The 21,586-nt window shown below is 56.1% G+C and carries 18 protein-coding genes; 7 read left to right on the top strand and 11 right to left on the bottom strand.

Annotation, left to right across the window (positions count from 1 at the left end; genetic code table 11):
- Positions 1-45: 45 nt before the first annotated feature.
- Positions 46-759, top strand: coding sequence for a fatty acid metabolism transcriptional regulator FadR (gene fadR / locus ACZYTD_RS04710; RefSeq protein ID WP_463889819.1), 714 nt, complete (start codon positions 46-48; stop codon positions 757-759).
- 88 nt (positions 760-847) lie between these two features.
- Here fadR and ACZYTD_RS04705 read toward each other — a convergent pair whose 3' ends face one another.
- From ACZYTD_RS04705 to ACZYTD_RS04690, 4 genes are all read right to left on the bottom strand, one after another.
- Positions 848-1,438 carry a DUF4202 domain-containing protein gene (locus ACZYTD_RS04705; RefSeq protein ID WP_463889817.1) on the bottom strand — a complete coding sequence of 197 codons (591 nt, stop codon included), beginning with the start codon at positions 1,436-1,438 and terminating at the stop codon, positions 848-850.
- 97 nt (positions 1,439-1,535) lie between these two features.
- Positions 1,536-2,705, bottom strand: a complete 1,170-nt coding sequence (gene mnmH, locus ACZYTD_RS04700) for a tRNA 2-selenouridine(34) synthase MnmH (protein WP_463889816.1) — start codon at positions 2,703-2,705, stop codon at positions 1,536-1,538.
- Complete coding sequence (gene selD / locus ACZYTD_RS04695) at positions 2,702-3,736, bottom strand: selenide, water dikinase SelD (protein WP_463889814.1); 1,035 nt, start codon at positions 3,734-3,736, stop codon at positions 2,702-2,704. The genes mnmH and selD overlap by 4 nt, the downstream gene beginning before the upstream one ends.
- Positions 3,737-3,960: 224 nt before the next feature.
- Positions 3,961-5,154 carry a class I SAM-dependent methyltransferase gene (locus tag ACZYTD_RS04690; RefSeq protein WP_463889812.1) on the bottom strand — a complete coding sequence of 398 codons (1,194 nt, stop codon included), beginning with the start codon at positions 5,152-5,154 and terminating at the stop codon, positions 3,961-3,963.
- Between the two features lie 237 nt (positions 5,155-5,391).
- Here ACZYTD_RS04690 and macA point away from each other — a divergent pair, with 237 nt between their 5' ends.
- The 3 genes from macA to ACZYTD_RS04675 are packed head-to-tail and all read left to right on the top strand — an operon-like array spanning position 5,392 to position 9,967.
- Positions 5,392-6,582, top strand: a complete 1,191-nt coding sequence (gene macA / locus ACZYTD_RS04685; protein ID WP_463889810.1) for a macrolide transporter subunit MacA — start codon at positions 5,392-5,394, stop codon at positions 6,580-6,582.
- Between the two features lie 3 nt (positions 6,583-6,585).
- The gene (locus tag ACZYTD_RS04680) at positions 6,586-8,586 is read left to right on the top strand and encodes a MacB family efflux pump subunit (RefSeq protein WP_463889808.1); all 2,001 of its coding nucleotides are present in this window, start codon (positions 6,586-6,588) and stop codon (positions 8,584-8,586) included.
- On the top strand, positions 8,579-9,967 hold the full coding sequence (locus ACZYTD_RS04675) for an efflux transporter outer membrane subunit (protein WP_463889806.1): 1,389 nt from the start codon (positions 8,579-8,581) through the stop codon (positions 9,965-9,967). Before ACZYTD_RS04680 ends, ACZYTD_RS04675 begins: the two co-directional genes overlap by 8 nt.
- A 53-nt stretch (positions 9,968-10,020) precedes the next feature.
- On the opposite strand, the gene ACZYTD_RS04670 is transcribed toward ACZYTD_RS04675, so the two are convergent.
- A complete protein-coding gene (locus ACZYTD_RS04670) occupies positions 10,021-11,445 on the bottom strand; it encodes a methyl-accepting chemotaxis protein (protein ID WP_463889804.1) in 1,425 nt (474 codons plus the stop codon).
- Positions 11,446-11,518: 73 nt separating this feature from the next.
- Here ACZYTD_RS04670 and yccX point away from each other — a divergent pair, with 73 nt between their 5' ends.
- Positions 11,519-11,797: an acylphosphatase gene (yccX, locus tag ACZYTD_RS04665; protein ID WP_463889802.1), complete on the top strand. Its 279-nt coding sequence runs from the start codon at positions 11,519-11,521 to the stop codon at positions 11,795-11,797.
- The gene (locus ACZYTD_RS04660) at positions 11,743-12,654 is read left to right on the top strand and encodes a CHAD domain-containing protein (protein WP_463889800.1); all 912 of its coding nucleotides are present in this window, start codon (positions 11,743-11,745) and stop codon (positions 12,652-12,654) included. The genes yccX and ACZYTD_RS04660 overlap by 55 nt, the downstream gene beginning before the upstream one ends.
- Here ACZYTD_RS04660 and ACZYTD_RS04655 read toward each other — a convergent pair.
- On the bottom strand, positions 12,605-15,301 hold the full coding sequence (locus ACZYTD_RS04655; protein ID WP_463889798.1) for a cation-translocating P-type ATPase: 2,697 nt from the start codon (positions 15,299-15,301) through the stop codon (positions 12,605-12,607). The genes ACZYTD_RS04660 and ACZYTD_RS04655 overlap by 50 nt on opposite strands.
- Before the next feature lie 426 nt (positions 15,302-15,727).
- Between ACZYTD_RS04655 and ACZYTD_RS04650 the strand changes: the two genes are divergently transcribed.
- Positions 15,728-17,152, top strand: coding sequence for a DEAD/DEAH box helicase (locus tag ACZYTD_RS04650; RefSeq protein ID WP_463889797.1), 1,425 nt, complete (start codon positions 15,728-15,730; stop codon positions 17,150-17,152).
- A 126-nt stretch (positions 17,153-17,278) separates the two neighbouring features.
- Here the strand turns inward: ACZYTD_RS04650 and ACZYTD_RS04645 are convergent, their stop codons facing one another.
- From ACZYTD_RS04645 to ACZYTD_RS04625, 5 genes are all read right to left on the bottom strand, one after another.
- Positions 17,279-17,614, bottom strand: coding sequence for a hypothetical protein (locus ACZYTD_RS04645; protein WP_463889795.1), 336 nt, complete (start codon positions 17,612-17,614; stop codon positions 17,279-17,281).
- A gap of 250 nt (positions 17,615-17,864) precedes the next feature.
- Entirely contained in the window at positions 17,865-18,209 is a 345-nt protein-coding gene (locus tag ACZYTD_RS04640) for a hypothetical protein (protein WP_463889793.1), read from the bottom strand.
- Positions 18,210-18,833: 624 nt separating this feature from the next.
- Positions 18,834-20,483: a S8 family peptidase gene (locus ACZYTD_RS04635; protein ID WP_463889791.1), complete on the bottom strand. Its 1,650-nt coding sequence runs from the start codon at positions 20,481-20,483 to the stop codon at positions 18,834-18,836.
- 39 nt (positions 20,484-20,522) lie between these two features.
- The gene (locus ACZYTD_RS04630; protein ID WP_463889790.1) at positions 20,523-20,867 is read right to left on the bottom strand and encodes a hypothetical protein; all 345 of its coding nucleotides are present in this window, start codon (positions 20,865-20,867) and stop codon (positions 20,523-20,525) included.
- A 341-nt stretch (positions 20,868-21,208) separates the two neighbouring features.
- Entirely contained in the window at positions 21,209-21,529 is a 321-nt protein-coding gene (locus ACZYTD_RS04625; protein ID WP_463889788.1) for a hypothetical protein, read from the bottom strand.
- Positions 21,530-21,586: the final 57 nt, after the last annotated feature.

Raw genomic sequence — 21,586 nt, 5'->3', positions numbered from 1 at the left:
GCTCTGCTATCATCGGCGCTGCTTGATAACAAAAAGAGTCAGTTGATGATCATTAAAGCTCAAAGCCCGGCCGGTTTTGCCGAGGAATATATCATCGAATCGATTTGGAATAATCGATTCGCCCCGGGCACCATACTTCCTGCCGAGCGTGAGCTCTCTGAGCTGATTGGTGTAACCCGAACCACGTTGCGCGAGGTGTTGCAGCGCTTGGCCCGGGATGGCTGGTTGACCATTCAGCATGGCAAGCCGACCCGAGTGAATAACTTCTGGGAAACCTCAGGGCTCAATATTCTGGAGACCCTGGCGCGTCTCGATCAGGAGAAGTTCCCGCAACTGCTGGATCACCTGCTATCGGCTCGCACCAATATCAGTGGCATCTTCATTCGTGGGGCCGTGAAGAACAATCCGGAGCAGGTGATCACCCTGACGGCGGAAGCCGCCAACCTGGGGGATGATGCGGCCTCTTTCTCCGATTTTGATTACCGCCTCTATCACCAACTGGCATTCGCCTCCGGCAACCCCATCTATGCCTTGATCCTCAATGGCTTCCATGGCTTGTATACTCGCCTGGGGCGCATCTATTTTGCCGAGAAACAGACCCGCGACTGTAGCCTGAATTTCTACCGTCAATTGTCGGAATTGGCTGCTCGCGGCGAATATGAGGCGGTACTGCCCTTGGTGCGGCAGTATGGTGCCGACTCGGGCAAACTCTGGCACACCCTCAAAGCCTCCATGTCGGATAATCTGGTCGAGATCTGATGTGAGCTCTGGCAAGGTGAGTCTGTTGAAAAAAAGCCAGTCTGTGTGACTGGCTTTTTTGTTGGCGAAGAGGGGCTTAACCTTGTTGCTACAGCTTCAGGGCTACCTTCAGCAGCGCCAGTTGCTCCGGCGTAAAGGGTAACGTCAGGGCGGCGGCTTGACCGGCGGCCGACATCTTACGCCAGGTTTTGGCGACTATGTCGATGATCTTCTCCTGGCTGTGCTGGCTGGCAAACTCGGCAAAATAGTGGCGCAGGAATACCAGACAGACCACATCCTCCAGCAGTTGCCCTTCGGCATCGCTCTTGAATTTCTCTTTCTTGATCAGGGTCGCGACCCGGGCCTGCTCCTCTTGGCTGTAACCGGCCTGAGCCATCAGCTCACACGCCCGCTTGGCATGCCAGAGTTTCAATTCGTTGCGCCAGGCCAGGTAACCCTCCCGGTTCATGGGGTAGCTATCCCGGGGCAGCTGCCAGCGCTCCAGATGCTGGCCCCGGGCGGCCAGTTGCAGATATTCGGAGGCGGTGGGGGCAAACTGGGCTAGCTCGGCACTCATGCGCCGGGCATAGAGCAGCTCATAGGCTAGCTCCTCACCGTCTAGTTGAACCCGGCGCGGGTCGGCCTGGTTGGCGGTATCGAAGGCGGCCAAGGCCTGTTGAAAACGAAGGGAATTCTCCATCACTCACTACCTGTGTTGAACTGGGGTCGGCGTTACTCTACCGGATTGCCGCCGACTTGCCGATCCCTGTTTGTGGATGGTGACCGTTGGCCGCGGGTTAGAGCGTGAGCCCCAGATGCTGGAAACTCAAGGCATTGAGGTACTCCCGGCAGGCCTGGTGATCGCCGCGAAAAACAATCTTGGCCTCACGCGCCCGCAGGTGGCGCAGATAGATAGGGTCGTAGTAATCCACCAGCAGGCGCTCGATCCACAGATGATGGCCCGAATAATCCTGTTGGTTGAACTGCTGCTGCAGAGCCAGCTCTAGCTGGGCATTGAGCTTTTGATAGTTCAGTAAGCCCAATCTGCGGGTCAGACGCTCCAGCCCTTGGCTAAGAAACTGCTGTAGCGCCTGCTCGGCACTCTGTGCACTCTGGCCATTGGGTTCACTCTGGCCACTGGCTGCCACGGCGGCAAAACGCTGGTACATGCCTTCGACATAGTCGCGACAGATGCGGTGGATCCGCTCACCCAGCGGTGCATCCAGCTGTACCAGAGGGGCCAGCTCCATCAGTGAAAAGAGCGAGCTGGGTAGTGTGCAGCGGCCAATCATCCGGCTCTCATCCTCCAGGATGAAGTGGCTCTGGCCTGCGGCCTGGCGCTTGAGCAATTCAATCGCCAACCCATTTTCAAAGTTGATATTGCTCGGTTGTCCTCCTGGCAGGGCGCCGAAGCTGGAGCCTCGGTGCCGGGCATGCTGCTCCAGATCTACGGCCGCTGGCACCTCCAGCAGCAGATCTGTCTTGCCGGATCCGGTCATGCCGGTGACCAGCCAGAGCGGGGAACGGGCCACCACAGACTCCAGGGTTTGCATCAAGAATTGACGCATTGCCTTGTATCCCCCCGCGATACGGGGAACCACGACCCCCTGCTCGGCGAGCCAGAGCTGTACCGTTTGTGAGCGCAGACCGCCGCGAAAGCAGTAGAGCAGCAGATCCGGTTGCTGGCGGATCTGGGCCAGCCACCCCTCGATGCGTGCTTCGCGTAATGCGCCGCCCACCAACTGGTGGCCCAGCGCAATGGCGGCCTCCTGGCCACGTTGGGTATAGCAGGTGCCGACGGCGGCCCGCTCCTCATCGCTCATCAGCGGCAGGTTGATGGCGTTAGGAAAGGCACCGGCGGCAAATTCGATGGGGGCCCGCAGATCGATGAGGGGCCGCGCCTGTAAGAACAGGGTGGTCAGATCGCTGCAGACGGGTAATTCCTGGGGCAAGTGGCGGCTATTCATCGCAACATGACCCGAGTGCTGCCCGTGTAGGCGCTGAGCTCCCCTATGGGGGCCAGCGTCAGCCCCAGGCTCTGGGCGCAGGCGAGAAACTCGGCGCAGGCGGCGGGACGTACGGCCACCAACAGGCCACCACTGGTTTGCGGGTCACACAGCAGTTGCCGCTCCCGCTCACTCAAGGGGGCCAGTTTGTGGCCATATGAGTCAAAGTTACGTTGGGTGCCGCCGGGGACGCAACCAGCGGCCAGATAGCCATCCAGGTGCGGTAGCAGGGGGAGGGCGGCCATCTCCAGGCAGGCCTGTAGCTGGCTCCCTTCGCACAGCTCCACCAGATGCCCCGCCAGGCCGAAGCCGGTCACATCGGTGAGTGCCGTGACGCCGGGCAGGGTGGCAAAGGTGGCTCCGGCTTTGTTGAGCTGGCACATGGTCGCTATGGCCAGTTGCTGGTGTTCGGCGCTCAACTGCTGTTTCTTCTGGGCCGTGGTCAGTATGCCCACCCCCAGGGGTTTGGTCAGAAACAGCTGGTCGCCCGCCTGGGCGGTATCGTTGCGCTTGAGCTGATCCAGCTGCACCAGACCATTGACCGCCAAACCAAAGATGGGCTCTGGAGAGTCGATGCTGTGGCCGCCCGCCAGGGAGATCCCTGCTTCCCGGCAGGCTTGGCGCCCCCCATCCACCACGGCTTGGGCTATGTCGGCTCCCAGCAATTTGATGGGCCAGCCCAGTATGGCGATAGCCACTATAGGGGTTCCGCCCATGGCGTAGACATCGCTGATGGCATTGGTGGCGGCAATTCGGCCAAAGGTGAAGGGATCATCGACTATGGGCATGAAGAAGTCGGTGGTGGAGATGAGGCCACGACCATCGCCCAGATCGACCACGGCGGCGTCATCCTTGCTCTGGTTACCGACTATCAGGCTGGGGTCCACAAAACCGGGCAGTTGGCTTTGCAAAATAGTATCCAGGATCTTGGGCGAAATCTTGCAGCCACAGCCGGCACCATGGCTGTATTGGGTCAGACGGATCGTGCTCATACCACCTCGCAGCATTGTGCAAAAAGCATTGTGCAAATAGGGGATCTTACACCCAAATGGGGCACTAGCCTTTGATGTAATGCAAGTGGCTTTGCAAACGCTGGGGTTATCGCTGTGGGTTATCGCTGTGGGCTATCGCTGTAGCTAGGGGCCCCAGGGCCCACAAAAAAGCCGATCCGCAATGGCGGATCGGCTCTATGTCTAGCTCAGGCGGGGTTGAGGTGTTAGCGAACGCGCAACACCAGCCCCTTGAGGTAGAAACCTTCTGGGTAGGCTACACCAATCGGGTGATCCGCAGCCTGGCTCAGGTGCTCCAGGATCTGGGCTTCACGACCGGCATCCAGGGCCGCATCGGCCACTACCTTCTGGAACAGTTCGCTGGTCATCAGGCCAGAGCAGGAGAAGGTCAGCAGGATACCGTTGGGGTTGAGCAACTGGCAGGCCAGCAGGTTGATATCCTTATAGCCACGGCAGGCGCCTTCCAGTTGGCTCTTGCTCTCGGCAAACTTGGGCGGGTCCAGCACTATCATGTCAAACTTCTCGCCGCGCTCCTTGCATTCACGCAGCAGTTTGAAAACATCCTGCTTTTCGAAGCGGGCGGCGCTGAGATCCAGGCCGTTGATCTCGGCATTGCGACGGGCCAGTGCCAAGGCAGGCTCGGAGACATCCACGTTCACCACTTCGGTGGCGCCGCCTTGCAGGGCATAGACGCCGATGCCGCCGGTATAGCAGAAGCAGTTGAGTACCCGGCGTCCCTTGGCGTAGCGCCCGGCTATGGCCCGGTTATCTCGTTGGTCGAGGTAGAAACCAGTCTTATGGCCGGTCTTGATGTCGACCAGGATCTTGGTGCCGTTATTCTCTTCGATCACCAGCTCATCCGGCGGGACTTCGCCGTAGACCACACCCTGACGTTCAGCCAGACCCTCTTTCTTGCGTACCGCCACATCCGAGCGCTCATAGAGGCTGCATTCGGGGAAGAGTTCTTTCAGGGCATCAAACAGCTGCTGCTTGTGGTATTCGGCACCTGCCGAGAGCAACTGGCAGACCAGGAAGTTGTTATAGCGGTCGATGATGATGCCGGGCAGGCCATCGGACTCTGCAGCGACCAGACGGTAGGCGGAGAGTTCCAGGCGGGAGATGAGCTCCTGGCGTCCCTGATGGGCCGCACGCAGGCGACGCAGGAAGAACTCGATATCGATCTGCTCGCTGCGGGTAAAGGTCCAGACCCGGATGCGGATCTGTGATTCCGGGGACCAGGCACCGCGGGCCAGCCAGCGTCCGTCGTTGCCGAAAACCTCGACTGGCTCGCCATTGGCGGGCTTACCTTTCACCTTTTCTATGGCCTTGGAAAAGACCCAGGGGTGACGGCGGAGCAGGGTACGCTCACGCTCTTTTAGTAGATAGATGAAGGTGCTCATGGGGTTCTCGTTAAGACAGATAGCAGATTAAGGGGGCGTATTTTAGTGCGCCCTCAGGTTAAAGGGAATGAAAAAGGTCGTTGCGATGTGAAATGGTCTGAGCGCAGCATGATCTTGGGATACGTGCCGTTTATGCAAAGTCGTGTAAGTTCGCTTAATGGGCCAGATATCACTATCTATTATGCCCCGGGTCTAGCCAATGTGCCGTGCGGCCAGCAGCAATAGCGAGGAGTGTGGATGAAGAGGTGGATGTTGCAACACAGAGGTGGATTGATGATGGGCCTCTTGTCGCTGCTGTTGCTGGGCTGGCTGGTCAAGCCCAGGTTATTTCCTGTACCGATTGAGTACATGACTGTGCCCGTAGTGCGCCAAGATATTGCGGAAACTGTGCTGGCGACCGGCAGCCTGGAAGGGCTTAAACAGGTCAACGTGGGGGCTCAGGTCTCCGGTCAGCTCAAACGGCTAGAGGTCAAGCTGGGCCAGAGCGTCAAGCAGGGAGAAGTGCTGGCAGAGATAGATCCCGTGCTGCAGCAAAACGATCTGCGGGATGCCCAGGCCGGGCTGGAGAATGTTCAGGCGCAGCAGCAGGCCAAGCAGGCTTTGCTGCGTCAGTATGAGTTGGCCCTGTCTCGGCAAAAGAAGATGCGCAGTCAGGATGCCTCCGCCCAGGCCGATCTGGAGAGCGCCGAGGCGGCCTTGGCCCAGACCCGGGCCGAGCTAAGATCCCTGGCCGCCCAGATCCGTCAGGCCGAGATCAAGGTCGATACCGCCCGTGCGAATCTGGGGTATACCCGCATCATGGCGCCCATGGATGGGGTGGTGATCGCCATCGTCACCGAGGAGGGGCAGACAGTGGTCTCGGCGCAATCGGCCCCCACCATTCTTAAATTGGCCGATCTCGACACCATGACGGTGAAGGCGCAGATCTCCGAGGCCGATGTGATCCGGGTTAAGCCTGGGCAAGCAACGCGTTTTACCGTGCTCGGTGACCCGGATCGGGAGTATCAGGGGGTGATGCGGGCCATTGAGCCTGCGCCTGAGTCGGCCAGCAGTGACACGTCGACCACCACGAGCAGTACCACCTCAGCCATCTATTACAACGGCCTGTTTGATGTGCCCAACCCCGAGCATAAATTGCGTGTCTCCATGACGGCCCAGGTGATCATCACCTTAGGCCAGAGCCAGCAGGCGCTGGCGATCCCCCTGTCGGTACTGGGGCGCGCGGTCGCGCCACACCAATATGAGGTGGAGGTCTTGATGCAAGGGGAACCCAGGTCTCGCACCATCCACACTGGGCGGCAGGATAGCGTTAATGTGGAGGTGCTCTCCGGCCTGGCGTTGGGTGAGCGGGTGATACTGGGGGATAGCCAAAGCGCCGAGGCCGCGGTGCCCAGCTCGGCGCGGCGTGGCCCGCCACCACGAGGATAAGCCATGAGCCAATTTGCGACAACTCAACCAAGCGAGCCCCTGTTACGGCTGGAACAACTGGATCGCTGCTTCCTCAGTGGCGAGCAGGAGGTGGCCGTACTCAAGAACATCAATCTGGCCATCTATCCCGGTGAGATGGTGGCCATCATAGGCGCCTCGGGCTCGGGGAAGTCCACCTTGATGAATATCCTGGGGTGCCTGGATAGGCCCAGTCGCGGGGAGTATCTCATCGATGGTCACGCCACCCAACGTCTCGGCGCCAATGAGTTGGCGGCCCTGCGGCGGGATCACTTCGGTTTCATCTTCCAGCGCTATCACCTGCTGCCACACCTGGATGCGGTGGCGAATGTGGAGATCCCGGCCATCTATGCCGGGCTGGATAAGCGTCAGCGCCATGAGCGCGCGCTGGGGTTGTTGGCACGCCTGGGGCTGGCCGATCGAGCCAGCCATAGGCCTGGGCAACTCTCCGGCGGTCAACAGCAGCGGGTCAGCATAGCGCGGGCGCTGATGAATGGTGGCACTGTGATCCTGGCGGATGAACCGACCGGAGCCCTCGATAGCAAGAGCGGTCAGGAGGTGATGACCATACTGCGTGAACTGCATGGGCAGGGACATACGGTGATCCTGGTGACCCATGATCCGCAGGTGGCCGCCCATGCCGAGCGCATCATAGAGATCCACGATGGGGAGATAGTGGCCGATAGGGCCAATCCGCGGCTGGCGGGGGGCGAGGCGGTCGCCACTGCCGGCAAACGTGCGCCCGCGGCGGGGCATCCGGGCGGCGAGGTCAACGCCTGGCTGGCCCGTTGGGGGCAGTTTAGCGAATCATTCAAGATGGCGGGGATCGCCATGGCCTCCCATCGTCTGCGTACCCTGCTCACCATGCTGGGTATCATAATCGGTATCATGGCCGTGGTCAGTGTGGTGGCCCTGGGGCAGGGGGCCCAGCAAAAAGTTATCAGCGATATCTCCGCCATGGGCACTAACACCATAGACATCTATCCGGGCAAGGATTGGGGGGATGAGCGTGCCAGTGCCGTGCAGACCCTGGTGCCTGCTGACTTGTCGGCCTTGCAGGCTCAGGTCTACACCGACAGTGTGACGCCCAGCCTCAGCAGCAATCAGCTGTTGCGCCTGGGCAATATCACGGCTACAGCCGCGGTCAGTGGCGTGGGTGAGCAGTACTTCCGGGTTCGTGGTTATGAGCTGGCCCAAGGGGTGCTGTTCAATGCCGAGGATGTGAAACGGCAGGCCCAGGTGGTGGTGATCGATGCTAACACCCAGCAGAAATTTTTCCCCCACGGGGTCAATCCTCTAGGCCAGGTGTTGCTGCTGGGCTCCTTGCCCTGTCGGGTGATAGGGGTGACGGCCAAGAAAGAGAGCCCATTCGGTAATAGCGATAGCCTGAATGTCTGGATCCCCTATACCTCGGCCATGAGTCGCCTGCTGGGGCAGCACTACTTCAGCTCCATCACACTGCGGGTGCGGGAGGGAATGTCCAATGGCATCGCCGAGCAGGGGGTGCTCAAGCTGCTCACCCAGCGCCATGGTAGCAAGGACATCTTCACCAACAGCAGCGACAGCATCTTGAAGACGGTGCAAAAGACCACGGGCACCCTGGCGCTGCTCATCTCCGCCATCGCCGTCATCTCGCTCATAGTTGGAGGGATTGGGGTGATGAACATCATGTTGGTCTCGGTGACAGAGCGAACCCGGGAGATAGGTATTCGCATGGCGGTAGGGGCGCGGCAGAGCGATATCCTGCAACAGTTTTTGATCGAGGCCGTGCTGGTCTGCCTGTTGGGGGGAACGCTGGGGGTGCTGCTCTCCTTTGGCATAGGTGCGCTCTTCTCCTATTTTGTGCAGGCCATCAGCATGCTCTTCTCGCTCACCTCGATCCTGGTGGCCGTCTTCTGCTCATCGCTGATCGGCATACTGTTTGGTTTTCTCCCGGCCCGCAATGCGGCGCGGCTGGATCCTATAGAGGCTCTCGCTCGTGAATAAGCGCCGGTTTATCTCATCAGGCTACACGCTCTGTCTGGGCCTGCTGGTTCTGAGTCTGAGTGGTTGCAGCAATTTGCGCTCTGAGTATCAGCGACCTGCCGTCACCCTGCCCAATGCGTGGCAACAAGCGACCAGTGGTCACGCCGTGCTGGCGGGGGAGCGCTGGTGGCAGCTATTTGGTGATCCGACACTGGATGGTTTACTCACTCAGGTACTAGAGCGCAACAACGATCTGGCCCTGGCCGGGCTCAAGCTACAGCAGGCTCGCCTCGAGGCCAATCTGACCGATAGCAACCTATACCCCACGCCCGCGGTTACCACCCATAGCCAGGTGACCAAGGCTCTGGACTCAGCACGCGCCTCGACTCAGAGCCACAGTGCATCGGCAGAGCTCAGCTATGAGCTGGACTTGTGGGGGCGGCTGGCTAGCCAGCGCGATGCCTCGCGTTGGGAGGCCGAGGCCACGGATCAGGATCGGGCCGCAACCGCGCTCTCCTTGATCGGTACCACGGCGACCCTCTACTGGCAGATCGCCTACTTGAATGAAACCATAGCCTTGAGTGAGGCCAGCCTGCAGGATACCCAAAGGGCACTCGATCTGACCCGGGTCAAATACCAGGCCGGAGCCATCAGTGGCTTGGATCTGCTGCAGGCCCAACAGCAAGTGGCGAGCCAGGAGGCGGAGCTGACTCAGTCGCGCCAGCAGCGTGTAGCACAGCGCCATGCGCTGGCACTGCTCTTTGATGGCCCGCCTGAGCAGACCCTGGTTGAGCGGCAGAGCCTGCACTCCTTGAGTGTGCCCGCCGTGCCCGCAGGCTTACCCGCCGATCTGCTTGCCCGACGCCCCGATCTGCGGGCCAGCGAGTTACGCTTACGCTCCACCTTGGCCAAGGCAGATGACACGCGACTCAGCCTCTACCCCGAGTTGACCTTGACCGGTTCCGGGGGCAGCAGCAGTGAGACGCTCAGTAAGCTGCTGAGTAATCCCGTCGGCGCCCTGGGTGCCAGTGTGACACTGCCGTTTGTGGATTGGCATAAGCAGCAGCTCAAGGTGCAGGTGGCCGATAATGAGTATGCCCAAGCCGTGGTTAGCTTCCGCCAGCACCTCTACCAGGCGTTGGCTGAGGTGGAGGATAGCCTGTCGGCCCGTGTCCACTATCAGCAGCAAGCCCAGTATCTAACCCAATCACTGGCGTTGGCCAAGCGCAGTGAACAACTGGCCGAGGTGCGTTATCGGCAGGGCGCCACCGGGGTACAGGAGTGGCTGGATGAGCAGAAGAAACGGCGCGATGGCGAGTCGGCTCTTGCCCAGAATCGGCAGGATCAGCTGAATAACCAGATGAAACTTTACCAGGCATTGGGGGGCGGGGTGCCGAAGTAAGGCGTAAAAAGCAATAAGGCCACCTAGGTGGCCTTATTGTCATGGGCTAATGGTTAAACCTTAAGACCGTGCAGCAGGCTAGTGAGCTCCTGGGCGGTGATCTTGAGGTTGCTGGTTCCGGCGACTGTGCTGGCGGCCGACTCCTCAACTTGCAGGGATTGTTGGCGCACCTCATCCAGATTGTGGGCTATGTCGGCGGCGACCGAGCTCTGCTCCTCGGCCGAGGTGGCGATCTGGACGCTCATCTCGAACATGGATTGCCCATAGCTGGCGATCCGCTCTATCTCCTGGCCCACTTCACTGATCAACTCCCGACTCTCGGCTGCCCTGACCACTGTCTTTTCCATTATGTCATTGAGGCTGCCGGTACCGGTTTGCAGCTCCTCTATCATCTTCTGTATTTCCACTGTGGCTTTCTGGGTGCGACCGGCCAGGGTTCGCACCTCATCGGCTACCACCGCAAAGCCGCGCCCCTGCTCACCGGCCCGGGCGGCCTCGATGGCGGCATTGAGTGCCAGCAGGTTGGTCTGACCCGAGATGCTGTTGATGACGGTGACCACCTCATTAATCTTGTTGGCGCGCAGCGTCAGATGCTCAACGGCACTGGAGGCTTGGCTTATCTCATCGGCCAGGCCCTGAATGGCATTGATGGTGCGATTGATGCTGGCGGCCCCATGCACCGCCTCTTCGCTGGATTGGCGGGTCTGCAGTGAGGTGTCGTTGGCGTTGCGGGCCACTTCCCGAATGGCGGCCGTCATCTGCTCCATGGCGGTGGCAAGCGAGTCTAAGTATTGGCGCTGATGCTGAGCCACGGACTCCCCCTCCTGGGCGGCGGAGCGAAACTCATCGGCAAACATCTCCAAGGCATCGGCGCTCTCGCCTATGAGCTTGACCATGCCATGCTGGCGCAGGGTCAGTCGGTCCAGGTTAGCCGCCAGCAGGCTGAACTCATCCCGGCTCTCCATGAAGTTGAGTCGCTGGGTCAGATCGCCATCGGCGGCGAGTTTCAGTGCCTGGTTAATGGCGAAGATGGCCCGTTGCACAAAGGTAGTGAGGTAGTAGGAGATGAGGCCCAACATGCCGATGGCCAGAACCATGAAGAGCAGGGTCGCTTTTTGGTGGTCAAACAGCGAGTAGTGGGCCAGGTTGAGTTGCCCGGTCACATAATCGCCCTGGGGGGTGATGGCGGCTAGGGTGACGAGCTCGCCACGCACTTGCTTGCCCGCCTGAGCAGTGATGCTGCGCGTCAAGCCGACGGGTAGGCTGGTTTGCCCCGTGGCCTGGCTAGCCGTGGTCTGCACCTGACTCTCCAAGGAGGCGATAGCGTCATAGATCCGGATCTGCTTGGCTTGGCTCATACTGAACAGGGTGATGCCGAGAATGGCGATGATGGGCAGCCAGAAGAGGATCAGGAATTTCTCCTTGATGCTGAGCTGGATGAGAAATTGGTCAACCCAACGCAATGTTAATGCTTTCATACTTTTATCCTACGAAGAAAATGTTTTCATTGTAGAGAGTTTAGCGGGTGACCAGCACAAGAGGGATCACAAATTGTCTAACATAACCTTGAAAATCGTGGTGTCCGGGCTGGTGCAGGGGGTGGGGTTTCGCTATTTCACCCGCCAGCAGGCCCAGCGCCTGGGGCTAAAGGGGAGAGCGACCAACCTTGCCGATGGTCGGGTCGAAGTCGTAGTGGAGGGTAGTGAGGAGGTAGTAGTCAAGATGCTCGATTGGCTCAAGTCTGGGCCCAGCTCGGCGCGGGTGGAACATCTGGTGTGTCAACCCTGCCCGGAAGAGAGCGGCACATTCCCCGATTTTCGGGCCTACTGACTATGGCGGATGCCTACGCTTTTTTACACCAACAACAGCAGACGCTGACCACCTTATGCTCTGGTGAGGCCTGGTCCGAAGAGTCGTTGCATGACTACCGGGTCTGTTTGCGGCGGCTGCAGGTGGCTTGGCCGCTGCTGGAGCTGTTGACGCCGGAGTGCCCCACTCAGCGCAACCGGATTGGCCGCCAGCTCAAAGCCAGTAATCGGGCCCGGGATAGCCAGGTGTTACTCACTCAGTTGCAGCAGCTCTCGGCCCCAGCCAAGTTGATAGCCAGGCTACAAGCCGAACAGGTCGCGGCCAAGCCGGTATCGCCAGCCTGGCTCAAGGGGCTGGTCGAGGCGCTGGCGCTCGGCTGTTGGCGTTGGGAGCAGGTGGCGGATCATCATGGGAGCTGCAAGGCGTTGTTGCTGCTTCAGCACAGGCTTTACCTGCACTTGGTGAGCGAGTTGGTCGAGCCGCTAAACCGTCCGCAACGGGCCAGGCAGGCCAAGCGCTGGCACAGGTTACGGGTGGCTATCAAGCGACTGCGCTATCTGCTGGAGTGGTTGGTCACGCTCGACGCGCGCTGGCAGAGTGATCTGCGCACCCTGAAAGGGTGGCAGGAGAGCCTGGGCAACATCTCCGATCTGGCTATGCTGCACGACTGGTTGCACCAGCGGCATCTGCGCCGGCAACCAGGCGCCAAGCGTTTGCTCAAACAAGTTTGTGAACAGCAGCAGGCCTGCCAACAGCAGGCCTTTGAGCAGTTGCCTTTCCTCCGCCAGTTTTTGCAGCAAGCCCAGGCTCAGCCAGAGGCCGCTGAGCTCAGGGGCGCGGTTGGCAGTTGCGCTGATAGCGACGCAGCAGCGCCTTGAAGGCCTCTATGGTGAGGTAGTACCCCCCGGCCATCAGCAGCACCCACAGCCAGAAGATGGCAGGCAGGGGAACGGTCGCAAACAGTGTGTTCATCCAGGGCAGGTAGCACTGGGCCGCCTGCAGCAGCACCAGTGCCAGCACAGCCCAGCCCACCTTGGGGTTTCCCAGCCAGGCCTGACGGTTGAAGGTGTGGCGCTCCCGTTGTCGACAATTGATGAGGAAGAGGATTTCGCTGGCGATCAAGACATTGATTGCCAGGGTACGGGCCAGTGCGCTATCTCCGGTCAGCTGCAGGGCCCCCTGATAGCTGGCCAGGGTCAGCAGGGCCATCAGCAGGGCGCTGACCAGTATGCTGAGCCATAGATCGGCGGGCAAGATGGGCACATGCCGGGGGCGTGGTGGTTGGCGCATCAGCCAGGAGCTGGCTGGCTCAAAGGCCAGTGGCAGCGAGAGGGCGACGGCACTGACCATGTTGACCCAGAGGATCTGCACCGGCGTGATAGGCAAGGGGATGCCTAAGGCAATGGCAAACATCAGTACCAGCGCCTGGGCACCATTGGTGGGCAGGAGAAACAGCAGGGCCCGGCGCAAATTCTCATAGATGGCCCGCCCTTCGCTCACCGCATCGCGCAGGGTGGCAAAATTGTCATCGGTGAGCACTATGGCCGCCGCCTCCCTGGCGGCTTCGGTGCCACTTTTGCCCATGGCCACGCCCACATCGGCCCGTTTGAGCGCCGGGGCATCATTAACGCCATCTCCCGTCATGGCGATCACGCCACCTTGGGCCTGCAACGCCTGGATCACCCTGAGCTTATGGCTGGGGGTGGCGCGTGCCAGGATGTCGAGACTCATCACCCGCTGCGCCAGTGCCGCATCATCCAGGCCATCGAGCTCACTGCCGCAGAGCACCACAGGGGTTTGAGCCAGCCCCAGCTGGCGGCCAATGGCCTGAGCCGTCGTGGCATGATCGCCGGTGATCATCATGATGCGGATCCCCGCGGCATGGCACTGGGCTATGGCTTCCCGAGCCTCGGGACGGGGCGGGTCGGCCAGCCCCACCAGCCCCAGCAAGTGACACTCAGCCGCGGGTTGCCAGCGCTCTTGCCACTGGAGGCCGGGTGGGGCAGTGAGTGTCTGACACGCCAGTGCCAGCACTCTAAGCCCTTGATCGGCCAGCTGTTGCACCTGCTGTTGCCAGTGCGTCAGCTCATGGGGTTCCAGGAGGCAGCAGGGGAAGATGCGCTCGGGCGCGCCCTTGAGCAGCAGCTCATAGGGGGCCGCCGTGTCACGGCTCTGGTGCAGGGTGACCATATAGCCATGGCTGGACTCGAAGGGCAGGGTATCCAGGCGTGGGCTATCCAGCGTGGTCAGGGTTACTCCCACCTTCTCGGCCAGCACCAGCAGGGCTGCCTCGGTAGGATCTCCCGCTACCTGCCGCGCGTCAGCTGGGCCCGTGAGTCGGGCGTCATTGCACAATAAGCCGACCCGAGCCAGCGCATGCAATTGACGCCAAGCTTCGCTGCTGGGGAAGGTGCCATCCGCTTGGGTCAGCTCCCCCCCAGCCTGGTAGCCCGAGCCGGAGACCAGCAGCAGGCCCGAGGGGAGGATCAGCTGTTGGGCTGTCATGGCGTTACAGGTCAGGGTGCCGGTTTTATCCGAGCAGATGACGGTGACCGAGCCCAGCGTCTCGACGGCGGGCAGGCGCCGGACTATGGCGTGTTTGGCCGCCATCCGTTGCACGCCGACCGCCAGGGTGATGGTGATGACCGCTGGCAGCCCCTCGGGAATGGCGGCGACGGCTAGGCCCACAGTCGCCATGAAGAGTTCATCGAGACTGTAGCCGCGAAACAGCCAGCCAAAGCCGAAGGTGAGTAGCGCCAGTGCCACTATCCACTGGGTCAACTGTTGCCCCAGGCGGGCCAGTTGCTCCATCAGTGGCGTGGTCATGGGCTCGATCTGTTGCAACAGTTGACCTATCTTGCCCAACTCTGTGTTATCGGCGGTGGCGACCACCACGGCCCTGGCCCGGCCTTGGGTCACCAGAGTACCGGCATAGAGCATGTTGCTGCGTTCGGCCAGGGGGAGCTCGGCCGTCAAGGCTTCTGTCTGTTTCTCTACGCTCAGTGATTCGCCGGTGAGCGTGCTCTCCTGCACCTGCAGATGATAGGCATCCAGCAGGCGCAAGTCGGCGGGGATCTTGTCTCCAGACTCCAGCAGCACCACATCGCCACAGACCAGCAGTTCGGCATCCAGCTGTTGCGGTTGGCCTTCTCTTTGTACCGCGCTCATGATCTTCAGCAGCGAGCGCAAGGCGGCAAGGGCACTCTGGGCTTTGCCCTCCTGCAAGTAGCCAAACAGAGCATTGATGAGGATGACGCCGAAGATGACGACGCCATCGGTCCAGTGGCCGACCACCCAACTCAGCAGGGCGGCGACTATCAATACATAAATGAGCAGATTCTGGAATTGCCGTAAAAATTTGCGCAGGGCGCTCTCGCTGAGCGGGGGAGTTAACCGGTTGGGCCCCTGCTCGGTCAGACGGCGCTGGGCTTCGGCTTCGCTGAGCCCCTCAGTCTGGCTGGAGAGCGCTGCCAGAGTTTGTGCCGCGGTCAAAGCATGCCAAGGTTGAACGGACTGGCTTTGCATAGTCGGTTCCTGTCGAGAGAAATGGCTCCTTTGAGTATGCGTTCAGGTTAACCCATTGCCGAGAGGCGGGTAGCAATAATGGTCTGCGTCGGTTAGGCGCTGTCGGCCTGCTTGTGGCGGCAGAAGCTGCGTGTGATCACATTTATCTCGTCTCAGGGGGGCAAAGAGAGTAAGCTTGCTGGCGCATATCAGTTCCTCGGCTTTATTTCGGGTGTGAGTCGCCCTCTGCGACCGCGCCGTGAAGCGCGATAGGCTGTGAAACCGTATTGTTAGCATGGGTGCCGATTTGAGTCGTTACCTGTGTATTGAATTGAAGTCTCTCTTCCTCCCGGTTTATTCCGCAGAAAGGGCCGGACTTCCCCCCTTGTCCGGCATCATCCGTCCCGCTGGGATGGAGCTGCCCTCTATTTCTCAAGTAGGTTGTTAATGAGTTTTTCCTCTCTTGGACTCTCTGAATCCTTGTTGCGTGCCGTGGCCGAACAGGGCTATGAAACCCCGTCTCCCATTCAGGTTCAGGCTATTCCTGCCGTATTGGCGGGCCGTGATCTGATGGCTGCCGCCCAGACGGGTACCGGTAAAACCGCCGGCTTTACCCTGCCGATACTGCAACGCCTGATGGGCGAGCCGGGCCAGCCCCGGAAAAAGGTGAGTCCAAACCATATTCGTGCCCTGGTGCTGGCGCCGACCCGTGAGTTGGCGGCCCAGGTGGGTGAGAGCGTGGCCACCTATGGTCGCCACTTGCCGTTGCGCCACACAGTGGTGTTCGGTGGGGTCGGTATCAACCCCCAGATGATGGCGCTGCGCAAGGGCGTTGATGTGCTGGTGGCGTGCCCCGGTCGTCTGCTGGATCTCTACTCCCAGAACGCGGTGCGCTTTGACGAGCTGGAGTTTCTGGTGCTGGATGAAGCCGACCGCATGCTGGACATGGGTTTCATCCATGACATCCGCCGCATCCTCAAGCTGTTACCGCAAAAGCGCCAGAATCTGCTCTTCTCGGCCACCTTTGCCGAGGAGATCCGCGAACTGGCCACTGGCCTGTTGAACAACCCCCTCTCGGTGGAAGTGGCGCCGCGCAACAGTACGGCCGAGCGCATCGAGCAGTTGGTACACCCGGTTGATAAGGCGAACAAGCCCTCGTTGCTCTGCCACCTGGTCAAGGAGCACAACTGGGAGCAGGTACTGGTCTTTACCCGCACCAAACACATTGCCAACCGTCTGGCCGAGCGCCTGGAAAAAGAGGGCATAGCCGCCGCGGCTATCCATGGCAACAAGAGCCAGGGCGCGCGTACTAAAGCCCTGGCTGGTTTCAAGAGTGGCGACGTCAAGGTGCTGGTGGCGACCGACATAGCCGCACGAGGCCTGGATATCGACAAGTTGCCTCAGGTGGTCAACTTTGAGCTGCCGAATGTGGCCGAAGATTATGTCCACCGCATCGGTCGTACCGGCCGTGCCGGGGCCGCGGGTCATGCCATCTCCCTGGTCAGCGCCGATGAAGGCAAGCTGCTGCGGGGCATAGAGCGTCTGATCAAGCAGGAGCTGCCGCGCGAAATCATCGCCGGATTTGAGCCCGATGCCCAGACCATGCGTGCCATAGAGCAGGGCACAGGGCAGCCGGTGCGCAAGGGTCAAGACGGTGGCGAGCGTGACGGTCGTCCAGGTGGTCAACGTCCTGCTCGTGCCGGACAAGGCCAACGCCAGGGTCAAGGTCAAGGTCGTCCCCAGGGACGCTCAGGTGGTGCAGGTGGCGCCAACAGCGGCAAGCCAGCCGCCGAGGGGAGTCGCCGTGGTCAGCCCCAGCGCTCACCCGATCGCCACTCGAATCAAGCAGTCAAGCCCCACGGCAATCGCTGATCTCGCTAACCGCTTGCTTTGCGGCCAAATAAAAACAGCCCGCCAGAGGTCACTCTGGCGGGCTGTTTGTTTGGGAGGTATATATGCCTTCTCGTTGGCGTATTGTTTTTAGTTCATAGTTGGAACTTAATTTTTGATAATCCAAAAGTCGAATGTTGGTTGATTTGGTTGTGCTGCATAACAGGAATCAGAAACATATAAGTTTACTTTTTTTCCTGCAAAGAATGCTGCTGTTAGTTGACTGAGAGCTGCGTTTCCATTGACATCCTTAGAATTCCAACGCATAGAATTTGTTTGACATCCAGTCGGTCCAAAAACACCTCCGCTAATATTGATGTAACATGTGCTGTCTGCTTTGTGACAGCCAATTTCTAGAATTGTTTGTTCTCCGGTATATGTCCCTGCGTTGCAAAAAAAAGATGTGGTAAACAACGAAACCAAAATTAAAACATGTTTCAACATGAATATTTCTCCAATCCTAAGATTGTTAAACATGAAAAGCTGTGAATTGCATTTCATGATAAGAACGCTATATCATCTATTCTTTGCTTAAAATATCCACAGAAAAATTAACCCAGCGAAACCCAAGTGAAATACTGCTTTCTATGCAATTAATCAGAATGTTCTGGTGTTCAATCAATGAATAGATGAATGTTATTTTTACTACTAAACCTTCTTGATTAATAATTTTTATGTTCGTTTGATGTGTATTTTAGCCCTTTAAGTCAAAAGCTGATAATTTTGCAGATTTTCCTGATGGACCATCAATGCAATTAGTATTGCCCATAACCCAAACTAGTTTATCTGAAACCTTTGCAGTCAAGGCTATGCTTAATATTGTTTTATCATAATCCTGTGCAGGGTCTAGCCAGAGAGATATAAAGTTGCTTTGATTGGCGCAGGTGTTTGCATTATCGAAGTTTCCTTTGCTAATGTTGACGAATATCTTTCCATTATAGGCAAATATATTGGTTACATATCCCTGATATGAATCGCAAAATGCTTGTGCGCTGAACAATAGAGAACAAATTAGCAGCATGGGCTTTTTAAATGACATGATATATCCTTGCGTAAAAATTTATTGGCGTGTATGTTACGGCTTTGTGTGTAAAACGTAGCAATAATATGCTCAGACAATGTTGTAATTAGTTAAGTAGATAGCTTATTGCGGGATAAATTGCCTAAAAACCGTAAACAGTGACTATAGCATTTTCTTCATCCCAATAACCATCTTGGTCAGATACTGTTAAAGATACATTATAAGTCCCCTATTTTCATAAAGATGATCTACAAAACTAGCAAGTTGGGCTTGTCTAATGACGGTCCCATCTCCCAACAAAATTGCAATACCCCTCCTTCTGGGTCACTCTTTTCGCCTGTATCCATAGGCATCTACACAAGTTAGCTCAAACCCTATACACATTAACCAAAATATCAACTGGCTATCTTGGCCAGCCTCTGTAGCTCTTTCGGGGTATAGGTGCTCATTACTTCCTGCATCTGAATGAATTGATACAAGCCGGCAGGAGTGCAGTGACCAGTTCATCTGGACGCAATTCTGTTTTGCGTTTTAAGGTGATGAGCGTTTCGCCGACAAACAGAAACCCAACGCGGCCTCGCAGTGATACCCTGCCTATTCAGTTCCCGCTAAGGTACGAAGAGCCTTTTTACTTGCACACGGTTAAAGAAGCAAGCTACAAGCGATGATTGATATGATAGCGGGGTTATAAACGGTAACAGATGCCATATCGTCTGGATTTGAATATTTATTACCATTTGTGAGAGACAAGCTAAGGTTGTAAGTGCCTATGCTATTATAAGTATGTTTGGTATTTGCTGAACTTGTTTGAATGCCACTAACTCCATCGCCAAAGCTCCAAATATATGACAGAGGGTTGTTGTTAGGATCTGAGGAAGAGTATGCCGTAAACTCTGTTTCTTTGTTTACAATTACTGAATAAGAGTCCTTGTCTAGGGAAGAAATTGGAGCCCCATCAAAAGATCTTACTGATTTATATAAATCCAACCTGGGAAATGTCAAGTTGTTTCTTGTGTCTAATACTGATACACCATTGGCTTTTAATGAGGCCTCAATATCGACAACTGTTGCTTTAGGATGAATTGCCCGCATTACAGCAAAAGCGCCAGCGACATGAGGTGTGGCCATCGAGGTTCCATAATGATCGCCATATCCACCACCTGGTATAGATGATGTAATGAGGTCGCCTGGCGCGAGGATATCGACCAAGCGAGAACTATTTGAAAATGGTGAAACATCGTCATATGTATCTGTAGTACTTCCAACTGTAATTGCAGCAGATATGCAACCTGGAAAACTAACCGCAGTGGAGCTAGAATCATTTCCAGATGCAATCACAGTCGCAATACCCGCACGCCTTAAATTAGATATAGTATTAGCTAGAACATGATCATCACAGGCAGACGTATAAGATCCACCACCTATGCTCATGTTAATTGCCGCAATATTTTTAGTGTTCGACTTATTGAGAACCCATTCTAACGCCGCAAGTTGATCAGAAGGGTAAGACAATAAACAGCTTGCTTTACCTTTACATTCTGGTCCGGTAACCTTTGAAAACACCTGCACGGCTACAATATTTGCGTTAGGAGCAACCCCCCTCATAGTTCCATTATCTCCCGCTGCTATGCCAGTCACATGAGTACCATGAACGCAATTGGGTATTCCTGTAGTAAGTAAGCAATCTTTAGCAGCCCCAGCCCCAAATTGTACTTTTTGTCCATTTGGACACAGGCTAGTTGCATTTTCAGTATTAGATGAAAAGCAAGCCTGCTCAACAAGCCTATTTGCGTAAAATGGATGATTCAAATCAACACCGGTATCGAGAATTACAACAGCCTGGTTACTACCCTTAAATCCTGAATTGTGCGATAAATCAGCACCAATATGATGAATAGACTGTACTAGCGCGGGTGGTACAGGAATATCTTCTTTTATGTCCTCTATAATGCCACTATTAATAAGGTCATCTAAGGCATAATCATCTACCTCAAGAACTAATACACCTAATCGAGGAAGTTCTCTTTGAGCCTTCATGCCGAGATCTTCTAATCGCTCACTTGCCCGAGTAAATCCTGATGGTACGGCTTTAGAACGAGGACTGCCTATTTCTACGTTTTTAATTTTGGCAATTATTCTAACTTTATCTCCTCTACTAGTCTTCTTTTTTATAACATTATAACCCGTTGCTATGTTAATTTTTGGATCGCCATTTGTAATTTGCTCTTTCGCGAAAAGACTCGACGACAACAGGAAAGAAAAAGTTATTAAACAACATGCTCTAAGATTCATATATTTCCCCAATGAGATTTACTATCTATTTAGTTACCTTTAATTTTTGACATCCATTGCTGATAACTTGACAGACTTTCCAGATGGGCCATCGATGCAATTATTGTTACCTATAACCCAAACAAGCTTCTCAGAAGCCTTTGCTGTCAGAGCCATGCTTATGATTGCTTTATCATAATCCTGTGCTGGATCTAACCAAAGAGATATAAAGTTACTTTGAGTATTGCAGGTGCTGGCGCTATCGAAGTTGCCTTTACTAATGCTGACGAATATTTTTCCATTATAAGCAAATATGCTGCTCACATATCCTTGATCAGAATCGCAAAATGCTTGTGTGCTAAACAACATAAATGATAGTGATAGCAATGACTTTCTTAGTGACATAAATCATCCTTGTTTTGAAATTAATTAGCGCATGAGGCGGTGAATAATACACTCAAGTATTGAGTTTTAATAAATTAAATGATTGATTGCGGGTAAGCTGGCTTAAAAGCTGAATTTTAATTCTTTATAACCAAGTAATCAGCTCTAGCGCAAGCCTGTTTATTGGTGGCGTCTGTGCTATCTAGAATAAAATAGTGTAGCCCATCAATTCTGACTATTACATCTCTTTTACCTTGCCAGCTTGGGTGCCGGCGAATGAATAGCTACTTAATAACATGCTTATTATGGCAATGGTCTTTTTCATGTTTTCCTCATTGTTTTAATCATAAAACAGCCATGGATCATTTCAATTCCATATATTCTGGTGAGGCATGTTTCTGGTTTTTCTCTGTGCATTGGGTCAGCGTGGGCCAGTAAAAATCTATCTTGCGATTAGTGGTTAATGCCGTTAATAAGACTGAAAGGGCATTTTTCTTGCTATCTGCGGTGGACCATTTAATTTGGCACCAGGTGGTGCTACATGTTTGGTCGGTAACAAAATAGATCTCACCATCAAAGTGCGGAATGACGCGGAGTACAGTTTCATAGCAGGTCTGGCCAGCTAATGCGGAATGAGACAACAGGGCGAGTGTCATGGCGAACATGGTTTTCTTGCACTTCATAATTAACTCCTTTTAAGGATAACATATTTTATGGTTCAGTTTGAGGCCTCTAACTAC

It is taken from the genome of Pseudaeromonas sp. HNCC25DJ180 (genome assembly GCF_055413345.1).
The sequence above is the reverse complement of the archived record's forward strand: the minus strand, read 5'-3'. Positions and strand labels throughout refer to the sequence as shown.

Excerpts from the sequence above, each read along its gene's own strand:
- ACZYTD_RS04705 (WP_463889817.1), bottom strand. The coding sequence starts at position 1,438 with ATGGAGAATTCCCTTCGTTTTCAACAGGCCTTGGCCGCCTTCGATACC.
- ACZYTD_RS04655 (WP_463889798.1), bottom strand. The coding sequence starts at position 15,301 with ATGCAAAGCCAGTCCGTTCAACCTTGGCATGCTTTGACCGCGGCACAA.
- ACZYTD_RS04635 (WP_463889791.1), bottom strand. The coding sequence starts at position 20,483 with ATGAATCTTAGAGCATGTTGTTTAATAACTTTTTCTTTCCTGTTGTCG.
- ACZYTD_RS04640 (WP_463889793.1), bottom strand. The coding sequence starts at position 18,209 with ATGTCATTTAAAAAGCCCATGCTGCTAATTTGTTCTCTATTGTTCAGC.
- selD (WP_463889814.1), bottom strand. The coding sequence starts at position 3,736 with ATGAGCACGATCCGTCTGACCCAATACAGCCATGGTGCCGGCTGTGGC.
- fadR (WP_463889819.1), top strand. The coding sequence starts at position 46 with ATGATCATTAAAGCTCAAAGCCCGGCCGGTTTTGCCGAGGAATATATC.
- ACZYTD_RS04625 (WP_463889788.1), bottom strand. The coding sequence starts at position 21,529 with ATGAAGTGCAAGAAAACCATGTTCGCCATGACACTCGCCCTGTTGTCT.
- macA (WP_463889810.1), top strand. The coding sequence starts at position 5,392 with ATGAAGAGGTGGATGTTGCAACACAGAGGTGGATTGATGATGGGCCTC.
- ACZYTD_RS04645 (WP_463889795.1), bottom strand. The coding sequence starts at position 17,614 with ATGTTGAAACATGTTTTAATTTTGGTTTCGTTGTTTACCACATCTTTT.
- ACZYTD_RS04690 (WP_463889812.1), bottom strand. The coding sequence starts at position 5,154 with ATGAGCACCTTCATCTATCTACTAAAAGAGCGTGAGCGTACCCTGCTC.
- ACZYTD_RS04680 (WP_463889808.1), top strand. The coding sequence starts at position 6,586 with ATGAGCCAATTTGCGACAACTCAACCAAGCGAGCCCCTGTTACGGCTG.
- mnmH (WP_463889816.1), bottom strand. The coding sequence starts at position 2,705 with ATGAATAGCCGCCACTTGCCCCAGGAATTACCCGTCTGCAGCGATCTG.
- ACZYTD_RS04670 (WP_463889804.1), bottom strand. The coding sequence starts at position 11,445 with ATGAAAGCATTAACATTGCGTTGGGTTGACCAATTTCTCATCCAGCTC.
- ACZYTD_RS04630 (WP_463889790.1), bottom strand. The coding sequence starts at position 20,867 with ATGTCACTAAGAAAGTCATTGCTATCACTATCATTTATGTTGTTTAGC.
- ACZYTD_RS04650 (WP_463889797.1), top strand. The coding sequence starts at position 15,728 with ATGAGTTTTTCCTCTCTTGGACTCTCTGAATCCTTGTTGCGTGCCGTG.